Source organism: Photorhabdus khanii NC19, from assembly GCF_000517265.1.
GTDB lineage: Bacteria > Pseudomonadota > Gammaproteobacteria > Enterobacterales > Enterobacteriaceae > Photorhabdus > Photorhabdus khanii.
Genome location: NZ_AYSJ01000013.1, coordinates 468,269 through 480,712 on the forward strand (window position 1 = coordinate 468,269; position 12,444 = coordinate 480,712).

General features: G+C 38.2%; 10 protein-coding genes. 3 read left to right on the forward strand and 7 right to left on the reverse strand.

Annotation, left to right across the window (positions count from 1 at the left end; translation table 11 throughout):
* The first annotated feature begins 63 nt into the window (after positions 1-63).
* The 3 genes from lolB (at position 64) to prs (ending at position 2,575) form a co-directional block, all read left to right on the forward strand.
* The gene (lolB, locus tag PTE_RS14090) at positions 64-687 is read left to right on the forward strand and encodes a lipoprotein insertase outer membrane protein LolB (protein ID WP_081738247.1); all 624 of its coding nucleotides are present in this window, start codon (positions 64-66) and stop codon (positions 685-687) included.
* Entirely contained in the window at positions 687-1,553 is an 867-nt protein-coding gene (gene ispE, locus PTE_RS14095) for a 4-(cytidine 5'-diphospho)-2-C-methyl-D-erythritol kinase (RefSeq protein ID WP_036847642.1), read from the forward strand. Before lolB ends, ispE begins: the two co-directional genes overlap by 1 nt.
* A gap of 74 nt (positions 1,554-1,627) precedes the next feature.
* A complete protein-coding gene (gene prs / locus PTE_RS14100; RefSeq protein ID WP_036847644.1) occupies positions 1,628-2,575 on the forward strand; it encodes a ribose-phosphate diphosphokinase in 948 nt (315 codons plus the stop codon).
* A 123-nt stretch (positions 2,576-2,698) separates the two neighbouring features.
* On the opposite strand, the gene ychH is transcribed toward prs, so the two are convergent.
* From ychH to PTE_RS14135, 7 genes are all read right to left on the reverse strand, one after another.
* Complete coding sequence (ychH, locus tag PTE_RS14105; RefSeq protein ID WP_036847646.1) at positions 2,699-2,974, reverse strand: stress-induced protein YchH; 276 nt, start codon at positions 2,972-2,974, stop codon at positions 2,699-2,701.
* A 433-nt stretch (positions 2,975-3,407) separates the two neighbouring features.
* A complete protein-coding gene (locus tag PTE_RS14110; protein WP_036847647.1) occupies positions 3,408-4,367 on the reverse strand; it encodes an Ig-like domain-containing protein in 960 nt (319 codons plus the stop codon).
* Positions 4,368-4,484: 117 nt separating this feature from the next.
* Entirely contained in the window at positions 4,485-5,810 is a 1,326-nt protein-coding gene (locus tag PTE_RS14115) for a hypothetical protein (protein WP_036847648.1), read from the reverse strand.
* Positions 5,807-6,493 carry a hypothetical protein gene (locus tag PTE_RS14120; protein WP_036847649.1) on the reverse strand — a complete coding sequence of 229 codons (687 nt, stop codon included), beginning with the start codon at positions 6,491-6,493 and terminating at the stop codon, positions 5,807-5,809. The genes PTE_RS14115 and PTE_RS14120 overlap by 4 nt, the downstream gene beginning before the upstream one ends.
* A 172-nt stretch (positions 6,494-6,665) precedes the next feature.
* A complete protein-coding gene (locus tag PTE_RS14125) occupies positions 6,666-8,168 on the reverse strand; it encodes a hypothetical protein (RefSeq protein ID WP_036847651.1) in 1,503 nt (500 codons plus the stop codon).
* Between the two features lie 330 nt (positions 8,169-8,498).
* Entirely contained in the window at positions 8,499-10,007 is a 1,509-nt protein-coding gene (locus PTE_RS14130) for a hypothetical protein (protein ID WP_036847653.1), read from the reverse strand.
* A 493-nt stretch (positions 10,008-10,500) separates the two neighbouring features.
* Positions 10,501-12,003 (reverse strand): hypothetical protein, encoded by a 1,503-nt coding sequence (locus PTE_RS14135; RefSeq protein WP_036847654.1) that lies wholly within the window; start codon positions 12,001-12,003, stop codon positions 10,501-10,503.
* Positions 12,004-12,444 lie beyond the last annotated feature (441 nt).

Below are 12,444 nucleotides of genomic sequence, written 5' to 3' on the forward strand. Positions count from 1 at the left end.
AATGCGCCATTCTTCACTATTAAGTGGTGTAAAAGTTTTCATGTTATTAATCAGAGATTGCCAATGAAGCCAATGCAAAAATTATCACTATTCCGTCTGCTGCCACTCTCTTGCGTGCTGTTGACCGCCTGTACATTAACGCAACCCGGTGGATACAGTTCGGCAGATTCCCCGCAGTGGCGGGCACACACACAACAACTACAGCAATTGAACCAATACCAGACCCGTGGATCTTTTGCCTATTTGGCTAATGAAAAGAAAGTTTATGCCCGCTTTTTCTGGCAACAATATAACCCTGAGCGCTACCGTTTATTATTGACAAACCCACTGGGCAGCACTGAATTAGAGCTGATCGTTCAGCCCGGTATGACGCAATTAACCGATAACCAGGGTAAAAAATATTTCAGTGATAATCCTGAAGAGATCATTTATCAACTCACCGATATGGATATTCCACTGGATAATCTGCGACATTGGATAACCGGTCTTCCTGGTGACGCAAAAGACTTCAAGCTGGATGCTAACTATCTGTTGAAAACTTTAAACTATCAACAACATGGCGCAACATGGCAGGTTAATTATCAATCTTACGATACTGCCACAACCCCCTCTCTTCCTGACCGTCTTGAACTGACTCAGGGCGATCGCCGCATTAAGCTGAAAATGGATAACTGGACCACAAAATAATGACGCTGACCTGGCCTTCACCCGCAAAACTTAACCTGTTTCTCTATATCACCGGTCGCCGCGCTGATGGTTATCACCAGTTACAAACCTTGTTTCAGTTTCTGGATTATGGTGATGAAATTACCATCACCCCACGTCAGGATAATGAAATCCGTTTACTGACGCCGGTAGAAGGCGTAGAGCATGATAATAACCTAATTGTTCGCGCGGCACGTCTGTTGCAATCCTACAGCCATCAACACGGTACCGGCATTACTCATCAAGGTGCAGATATCTGTATCAACAAGCGTCTGCCTATGGGCGGTGGGTTAGGCGGAGGTTCATCGAATGCCGCTACCGTACTGGTAGCCCTGAATGACCACTGGCAAACCAGCCTCACAGACGAGACACTGGCAACCCTCGGCGTCAGCCTTGGTGCTGATGTGCCAGTCTTTATTAAAGGCCACGCCGCATTTGCAGAAGGTATTGGTGAAATCCTGCACATAGCAAAGCCAGAAGAGAAGTGGTATCTGGTTGCTCACCCTGGGATTGAGATCCCAACTCTGCGTGTCTTCACAGATCCGGAATTAAAACGTGATACACCAATTCGCTCTCTGGCCGCATTATTACAGGCTCCGTACGCAAATGATTGCGAATCTCTTGTAAGAAAACGTTTTCGTAAGGTTGAACAGCTTCTTTCATGGCTGCTAGAATACGCGCCGTCACGCCTGACAGGGACCGGTGCATGTGTATTCGGTGAATTCGAATCAGAAGCATCGGCCCGTAAGGTGTTAAATCAAGCCCCTGAGTGGTTGCATGGTTTTGTTGCGCGTGGCGTCAACAATTCACCTTTGCACAGTTTCCGCTCTGGGATACCCGGTTATTGAACCAATGAATAGATACCGTTCATCTGAGCATTGGTCAACAATATCTCTCTGGACGCAAGCCTGAGGTTTTTCTCGTGCCCGATATGAAGCTTTTTGCTGGTAACGCCATCCCGGAACTAGCACAACGTGTTGCCAACCGCCTGTACACCAATCTTGGAGACGCTGCTGTCGGTCGTTTCAGCGACGGTGAAGTCAGCGTACAAATTAACGAAAATGTACGCGGTGGTGATATTTTCATCATCCAGTCCACTTGTGCACCGACCAACGACAACTTAATGGAATTGGTCGTTATGGTTGATGCACTGCGCCGTGCCTCCGCCGGACGTATTACCGCAGTCATCCCTTACTTCGGTTATGCCCGTCAGGACCGCCGGGTCCGTTCAGCCCGTGTGCCGATTACCGCAAAAGTTGTCGCAGACTTCCTGTCCAGTGTCGGCGTAGACCGCGTACTGACAGTTGATCTGCATGCTGAACAGATCCAAGGTTTCTTTGACGTTCCGGTTGATAACGTATTTGGCAGCCCGATTCTGCTGGAAGATATGTTGCAGCAAGAATTGGAAAACCCTATCGTCGTTTCCCCGGATATTGGTGGTGTAGTCCGCGCCCGCGCTATCGCTAAACTGCTGAATGACACAGATATGGCTATCATTGATAAACGCCGGCCACGCGCTAACGTTTCTCAGGTGATGCACATCATTGGTGATGTTGCTGGTCGCGACTGCGTACTGGTCGATGACATGATTGATACCGGCGGTACATTATGCAAAGCGGCTGAAGCATTGAAAGAACGTGGAGCCAAACGTGTATTTGCCTATGCAACTCACCCGATTTTCTCCGGCAACGCAGTGGACAATATCAAAAACTCGGTGATTGATGAAGTCATTGTCTGTGACACCATCCCATTGTCTGCTGAGATCAAGGCACTGAACAAGGTTCGCACTCTGACTTTATCCGGTATGTTAGCTGAAGCGATCCGCCGCATCAGTAATGAAGAGTCAATCTCTGCAATGTTTGAACACTAAGTTTCATCCATAATCGCCTTATAAGAAAAAACCCGTTGTCAAAAGCTTCAACGGGTTTTTTGCTTATCCAGAGACATAATCATATATCTCCATTAGCAAGAATTCTAACTAACACTGTTTTTGTTATGGATACCGATGATCACCACGACGATAACGCTCATCATAGTTTCTTAACCACCAGTAGCGATCTGCCACACCTTCCCGGCCTCCCACACCGGCACCAGCTAACCAAACAAGAGCACCAATAAAAACTCCCAATAGCGCTGCTTCAGATAAAAACTCAGGCCAGCCAAAACCGAAGATATGGGGCAGTAATGTATAAGCCAGGCTGCTAATAATGGTCAACATACCAATACCCATTAATACATTACCGACTATGAAGGCACTTTGACGTTTCATTTGTTACCTCCAACACTCTTCGTGCACACTAAGAACCGAAAAATTCAAAAGCTAACGTTAATTGACTCTATATAACTATATAGCCTATTTATAGTATAGCCCTATTTCACAAAAGGTCATTGCGGACGCGATCACAACTAAAGGAAATTTAATAACAATTCCTTAATCATTGTGAGAAATGACATGAATAAATAATGAGTTAGGTAGCATGAACTTCACTTAAAGAGAAGTTCAGGTTTTTAACTAAATATTGATGTATAACAATGATAGTTGTAAAATTCCATCCAAGTTATATATTTTTATTCAATGATCCCTACCGATATAATAAAAATCATCTTATTTTCAAACTGCATGATAACGGCTAAGAATAGTGAACTTCTCTGATTTTTCAATGAGTAATCATGCAATTAGTATCCCCAAAAATATCCAGCGCCTAATATAGCCCCGGAGTTAATACTATCCACCTTTGACTATATATCCGTCCAACAATATAACTTATACCAACCGATGAAGACTTACTCATAGCAGGTACATGACGAGGAGAATACCCTTGAGAATAAGTAGAATAAACTCCAAAGCTAAAATATCCATTTTTATCGGTAGTCATATTTTTGTCTTTATCATTCAGGAACAGATAAGATCCCATAGATACTTTTATAGTTACATTAGGCTCACCTATGCCATTCTTATATAAATATCCGGCTATAATACCGCTCGAAAATGAATATAACACATCCGGAAATTTTGTGATCTCTAACCGATATGGATTATCCGTGAAACGCATAATTGCAACCTCTGCAATATCTTCCGCTTGTGCTACTAGTCTCACCTCCCCAGCACTATTAGATTGTATTGAAGCTGTTATTTTACCATCTTTATCTGTTATACCCGAAGACGGAAATACCGTTGCCCAATCATCTACATTGAAGGTTATTTTTTGGCTTTTAATTCCGTTACCAGACTTATCATACGCAGTTGCAACTACTGTATTCTCATCGGTACTATTAGCCCATGCCTCATTTTTTCCTAAGTCAAGATTAAGAGTTGCCACAGGAATAGCAGTAAACTCGATCTGGAGAGGAGGGGCTTTTATTTGAGTATCATCTTCCAAACAAGCATATACATTCCCTTGACACGGAGTTGAACCAGTGGAAATTATTTCAACTGATATCTTACCCATTACTCCTGTACTTTTTATAATTTTACGATCATTATTCTCTTTAAATGCCATAGATTCATTATCTAACGTGAAAATTACATCCGTTTCATGCAACAAATAATTATCTTGAATTACTTTTATACCGATATGTATAGACTTATCCACAGTCTCGGTTTTTTCACTCGATATCCAATTTAATGTCTTAGAATTTTCTAGTACCTGTTCGTTATCCATTTCATTCTCCTAATTTATCACTATCATGTATATTTATATATGCTATCATCGATTTAAAGTTAAAAACAAAATGATTTCCACTTGATAACATTATGCTAATTAACAATATTCCTTACGTTAAACAGAAGGAAAATGTTTAAAATTAATAGAAAATTGAATCGACTGATCAATATCGGGTAAACTTATTATCACATTATTTTTTTCTGCTTTGGTATTAGTTATATGGAAAGTTGTACAACCATCCTTACTAATTGCAACCTGCAACTCTCTCTCGTTATCACCAAAACCTGAAATTATCGCTGAACCATCAGTACGAACAAGTAATCTTTTGCCAGAATAGACAGTGCGGTCCACAATAACATAAACACTACACACACTCACGCCATCAGCAGGAACTTCAGAGGTAAATGCATAAGCTTTGATAATATCTCCGCCATCTCTCCACTCACTAAATATTGCCTGCCCTACACCCGATGTTACAGACCCGTCCTCCGCAGAAACAGTACAGCGAAAACTACCCGTTTCCTCAGATTGCAAATGGAAATAAGCCAACCCGAAACTATTAGGGGCAAATTGATATTTTGCACCATCCCCTTCAACAATATTGCCTGACTCAACACTGGCCAATAACCTCTTTCCTGGCGGCCCATAAACCGCAACCAAATTTTTCGGGTTTATTCTGGGATATTCATTAGATAATATCGGCGCACCTTCACTAATTGACATGATGACAGATGACATATCCATTAATGACAAGATCACTGAACCTGGAGCAGAAATAGTATTACCAACCTCATAATACCCTGTTCCCACACCTTCCTGACCCAAACAAAGCACGTTTTCCACCGGCACCACTAAAGAAATATAACCCTTCTTAATATCCTCATCACTGACTGTTATGGGTTGTGCATCCCAGGCCGCCCTCGCAATTGGATCATAGTTAAAATTATGTCCCCGCCAGTGGAATATGACGCTATCGCCTTTCTGCATCTGCTGATAACTGATATGCACATTTAATCCACGATGTTGTATAAGAGATGAATAGTGAATAACGCCAGATGTTGAATCTGGGTAAATTGATGGTAATAATTTTATCGATGGAGAATTAATAACTTTAATAACAGCCGGTTTAGAGAAATTTTCATTCTCGAAATCATCAGCTGATGTATAAGTCACATTATAGCAACCATCAGGTATTTCAGAGAACGACATAGCTATAGTAAAAAAAATAGTATTAATATTCTGAACATAATATGGTCGAGAAAGGATTCCTCCAACACTTACTACTATCATATCCCAGATTTTTAACTTCTTATGATAGGGTACTTTGATAATTAAATATTGGTTCTGTTGAACAGAAACGTCAATCAGACCATCGTTATCTGCTTGCGGCAACTCTGGCGACGATAAAAGAATAAATGTATTGTCGTTATTGGCAATCATATTTCATCTCCCATTGGAATCGGCCTGAACGATAAAACAAAACTGACTTTATCCCCTGAATCTGAATCAGGCGCTGTTAGCCAAACATTAACTTTACCTACTGTGTTGCTAGTCACATTCACTGTCGCACTACCATCCTCCTTTAATGGAATATCTGCCCAGTCTTTATTATAACCATCGATAAGTGCATTATTATTAACTTTTATACGGATTTGATTAATATCATCATTATTTTCACGATCAATAAAAAGATATATCGAGCAAGGCGTCTTCCCATCCGCCGGAGCGCCTGTAGTATAATTATAGGCGGTAAATACTATAGCTTCATCAGACTGACGATAATTACCAAAAATAAGTGGAAAAGATATGACCTTATTGATATCCTCTTGTGGGTAAATCATCACAAAAGCCGAAAATTCTTCACTATTTTCAATATTTTTATGTTCAAACGGAGAACGAACATAAAAATGCCCTTTTCCAGTCTCATCTAACGTCAATGTGATCTGATCTACATCAACATTATCATCTACAATAAAAGCACCGATAGATGTCGTAGCATAGAATTTATACCCAGGTAGACCATATATAGTCACAATATTTTTGGGATTAAGATTAGGGTAATCGGTTAAATCACTTTTCGCCGCGTTTTCTGTGATAATCACACTTGATATGCTGTTATTCATATTGTCACCATTAACTCCATGATTTATTAATTGAAAATAAAATAATAATGCTTAATAAAATATTATAGCTGTAATAAGAAAATCTCCAATTCACAAATAAGAAACATGTCTGGGAAAATGGAAAACGCTTACGCATTTTCCAATAAACAAATAAAAGCTCAATCAGCTAAATTTATCCTCCAGGGGGAACAGTATCAATGAGTCCAAACCAAATCTTGGAGTTCTTTATTCTGACACTGTAAGTGATATAAACTAATCCTGGTCCATCATCATACGAATCTACACCCGTAAAAGGTGCCTGACCAAGTAGAATAATAGCCTCTCCAGCCGCCACTTCGTCGGCAGTTACCGTATGGGGTTCAAGAGAATAAATTTTTGAAGATGGAATATCATTGACAACACCACTAACGTAAAGACGTACATTGATAACACTATCCACATCTATTCCATTTTTTTTACCCACAGCAATATGCGCATCCAGCCCTCCATCTAAAATTTTTACAAGATTGATCTTACCTCGCTGTCCAAGTTCAATCTGACCTTTATGAGTAAAAATTCTAGGTGCTGCTAATGTACGCCTAATCTCTGGTGGTTGATTCGGTACTGACCTCGTTAAGTAGAAATAGAGGGCGGATGATATAGTTACGTTTCCCATTGTATCAGCCGCATAATAGTATAATTCATTATCGCCAATATTTGGAATACTGGCATATGGAACTGAAATAAATGGCATATCAAACTGATTCATATTAGAAATCACAGCAGATTGACTTTGAGTTTCTTCACTATCTTCTCTAATCACTAAGAAAATTTGATCTTGTAGATTAGCACCTGCATAAGATGGAATAATCACATGAAAACCTGTACTACTATTTCCTATTTGTGGTGTTAATTTATCACCAACCAATTCTTCAATGTTTGGTGCAGGAAGATTTGGAACAATATCTTCTGTAATAAATAGAATGCTTGATGAAGCATTTCTTAACAAATATGGCAGTTTTGTAAACATATGTACTGAATAGTTACCCTTAAATTTTTTAGGAAAAACTCTTAAGGCAACATAACCCCTGCTATTGGTATTAATATAATATTGATAATTACCATTTTCAATAATAAAAGGCAATATTTCTGTCGTAAGTTGATCTCTATCATCCTCAAAAATACGTACTGGCTTATCCGTTACCAGAGGAATTTGAAAATAGGGTAGCGGATCATTTGTTTTACTCTGAGCATACATATTAACAAGGAGGCTGCCATTGAAAAATTTAGAAGGTTGTTCATCATCCTCTGCCGGAGATAAATCTTTTATCAACGAATCGCCAATAATGATAGGTTCAAACGCTGCATGTGAAAAACCATTTTTATCAATAAGATGAAATGCTATCTCTAATTTAGCATCGGGGTCCGTAGTATTATCCATTGAAAATATTATGGTGAAATCACCGGCACCAGAATTGGCAGTAACAACAAATTTTGCAGTGCAAGTATTATTCTTGACATCCCTTGAAATACAAGGGGTCTCATCAAAACTGACATCTTGCTGATCACTGTACACTATATCAGTCGTTTCCGTTACTTTATGAGATTCATCACCTGAATAAATCACAGTGATAACAACTGGGCACTCTTCTAAAACCGTTATTCCTGAAACGATATCTGCTGTAATTGTCGACATATTAAACCTCATATTAAAGTTAAACACCAATAAGTAAAAAGCACTTAATTTTCTATCAAAATAATGCGCTTACACAACGATGCTTACTATCTACTATCTCCTTTCTACTTCTCATATAAATAAATCCCCACTCGAAGCATAAGCTTTATATCCAGATAACCATATATAGCCACCATATTTTAGGATCAAGATTAGGATAATTGTTAAATCACTTTCTGCCGTGTTTGCCATTCTTCATACTATCACTGTTAATTCCACGATTCACTGGTTAACAATAACAGGTAGATTCGCATAATAAGTAGAATGACCGGAGAAATGGAAAATGCTCAATCAGCTATACTGCCCAGGTGGAACAGTATCAATACGTCCATACCAAATCTTAGATTCCTTTTGGCCTACGCTGTAAGTGACATAAACTGAACCTGGTCCCCCATCACTATACGAATCCACACCAGTAAAGAACGCCTGACCAAGCGAAATAATAGTCTCTCCAGCCGCTACTTCTTCGGCAGTTACCGTATGAGGCTCAGGAGAATAAAGTTGCGAAGATGGATTCTCATGTACAATACCATTAACGTAAATACGCACATTGATAACACTGTCTACATCTATTACATTATTTTTACCCACAGAAATATGCGCATCCAGCCCCCCACCTAAAATACTTGCAAGATTGATCCTGCTTCTTTGTCCAAGTTCTTCCTGATCTTTATGAGTGAAAATTCTAGGTACCGCTAATGTACGCTCAATCTCTGGTGGTACATTCGGTACTGACCGCGTTAAATTAAAATAGAGGGCTGGTGACACAGTGATGTTTCCATTTGCATCCGCCACATAATAAGATAGCCTATTATCGCCAGTATTTGGAACACTGGCATACGGAACTAAAATAAATGGCATATCCAACTGATACGGCTCAGTGATTACAGCAGACTGGCTTTCTACTTGTCTATCACCTTCTTCAATTATTAAGAAAATTTGATCAAGTGGTTTAGCACCTTTATAAGATGGGATAATCACATGAAAACCTGTATTTCTATTTCCTATTGGTGGTGTTAATTTATCTCCAACCAATTCCTCAATTCCCAGAGCTGGAAGAGTTGGGTAAATATTCCGTGTAATCATCAAAATATTTGATGAAGCGTTTCTTAAAAAATATGGCAGTTTTGTGAGCATACTCACTGAATAGTTCCCTTTAGATTTCTTAGGGAAAACTTTTAAAGCAACAAAACCATCACTATTCGTATTAATATAATATTGATAATTATCTTTCCCGCTAATAAAATGCAATATTTCTTCCGTCATTACTCCTTGCTTAATCCCAAAAATACGCACTGGTTTATCCGTTACCAGAGGAATTTGAAAATAGGGTAACGCTTCATTATTTTTACCCAGCGCATATATATTAACAAGGAAGTTGCCATTAGATTCAAAAGGCTTCTTATCATCTTCTGCTGGAGATAAATCTTTTATCAACGAATCACCAATAATAATAGGTTCAAATGCTCCATATGAAAAATCACTTTCACCAATAGGATGAAACGTAATCTCTAATTTAGCATCGGGATCTGTATCCTTATCCATCGAAAATGTTACAGTGAAATCACTGGCACTGGAATGAGTAGTGACAACAAATTTTGCAGTGCAGGTATTTTTCTCGACATCCCTTGAAATACGGGGGATATCATCAAAACTAGCATCTTGTAGGTCACTGTAAACTATGCCGGTTTTTTCTGTTACTTTGTGAGTATCATCACCTGAATAAGTCACGGTAATAACAACTGGGCACTCTTCTAAAACCGTTATTCCTGAAACGATATCTGTTGTAAGTGTCGACATATTAAACCTCATATTAAAATTAAACACCAATAAGTAAAAAGCACCTAATTTTCCATCAAAATAATGCGTTTACACAACGATGCTTACTATCTATTACCTCCTTCCTGTTTGTCACGCAAATAAATAATTTACTTTAGCCGTTAATGTAATAGTAATAAATCCACCACTCGGAGCATAAATATAAAGATGTCCTTCTCTAATATCAATGTGAACTAAGCCACATCAATGTTATCAATGACAATAAAATCGTCGATAAATATCATCGCATAGACTTTATATCCAAATACACCATATATGGTCACAATATTGTTGAATCAAGATTAGCATAATTGGTTAAATCACTTTTCGTCATGCTTGTCATTATTCATACTGTCACCATTAGTCCCATGGTTTACTGTTGAAAACAAAATAACAATGCTTAAGAAAATATTATAGTATGTAATAAAGAAATCGCCAGTTTACAAACAAGAAAAAGCTCAATCAGCTAAATTTATTATCCAGCAGGAACAGTATCAATGTATCCAAACCAAATCTTCGATTCCATTTGGCCTACGCTGTAGGTGATATAAACTGAGCCTGTCGTACCATCACGATATGAATCTATATTAGTAAAAGGCGCCTGACCAAGCAGAATAATAGCCTCTCCAGCCGCTACTTCGTCGGCAGTTACCGTATGAGGCTCAACAGAATAAAGTTTCGAAGATGGATTCTCATTGACAATACCATTAACGTAAATACGTATATTGATAACATTATTTACCTCTATTCCACTGTTTTTACCCACAGCAATATGGGCATCTAATCCTCCGCCTAAGATATCGTTAAGATTGATCCAAGCTGGCCAGCCAAATTCCAACTGTAGCATATGACTAAAAATTCTGGGTCTCTCTAATATACGCCTAATCTCTGGTGGTAGATTTGGTGCTGACTTCGTTAAATTAAAATAGAGGGCAGATGACATAGTTATATTTCCCGTTACATCAGCCTTATAATAATATAATTCATTTCCACCAATATTTGGAATATTGGCATATGGAACTAAAATAAACGAATTATCCAACTGATTCAGATCAGTAATGATAGTAGACACACTTGGCGTTTCGTCATTATCTTCTCTGATCATTAAGAAAACTGTGTCTTTCGGTTTAACACCTTCATAAAATGGGATACTCACATGAAAACCCGTACTGCTATTTCCTATTGATGGCGTTAATTTATTACCATTCAGTTCTTCAATATCTGGTGCCGCCAGCGTTGGAGCAATGCCTTCTGTAATAAACAGAATGTTTAATAAAGATTTCTTTGAAAAATCCGGTAATTCTGTGAACATATCAACTGTATAATTACTATTCTTCTTCTTACAAGGGAAAATCCTTAAAGCAACGAAACCATTTTTATCCGTATTAATATAGTATTTATTATTATTATAATTTAGAACAAGAGGCAATATTTCTTCCGTAATTTGTTCTCCATCATACCCAAAAATACGCACTAAATTATCAATTACCAGAGGAATTTGAAAATAGGGTAGCGGCTCATTTATTTTACTCAGCGCATATAGATTAACAAGGAGACTGCCATTAGATGCAGAAGGTTTCTCATCATCTGCTGCCGGAGATAAATCTTTTATCAACGAATCACCAATAATGATAGGTTCAAACGCTGCATGTGAAAAACCATTTTTATCAATAGGATGAAACGCAATATCCAATTTAGCATCGGGATCCGTAGCCTTATCCATTGAAAATGTTATGGTGAAATCATCGGAGCCAGAAGCAGCAGTAACAACAAATTTCGCAGTACAGATATTTTTCTCAACATCTCTTGAAATACGAGGGATCTCATCAAAATGGGTATTTTTCGGGTTATCGTACACTATGTCAGTCGAATCCGTTACTTTATGAGTATCATCGCCTGAATAAGTCACAGTAATAACAACCGGGTACTCCTCTAAAACCGTTATTCCTGAAATTATATCTGCTTTAAGTGTCGACATATTAAACCTCATATTAAAGTTAAACACCAACAAGTAACAAACACCTAATTTCCATCAAAATAATGTTCTTTTACAATGATACTTACTACTTATTATCTCCTCCCTGTTTCTCACATAAATAAACTATTTACTTTAACCATTACTGTAATAGCAATGCATTCCCCATCCAAAATATCTCATAAAATTGGATGTAGTGCTTCCTCTGCATATTCAAGAAACTAAGGCAGAACTACCAGCATATGATCCACATATGAAAAAAGCACCTGACCAAACTGAATAACATCTACTCCAACCGCAGGGTGAGATCTCACATTTTTAATAAGGTTATTTTAGTTAAATAAAAATCAGAATATGACTTTTTATAGGCATTTCTCTCATTAAAACGTTAAGATCTCTCTCTTCCATAAAAAAGCGATCCTAATAATGAGTATTTCTAATTTT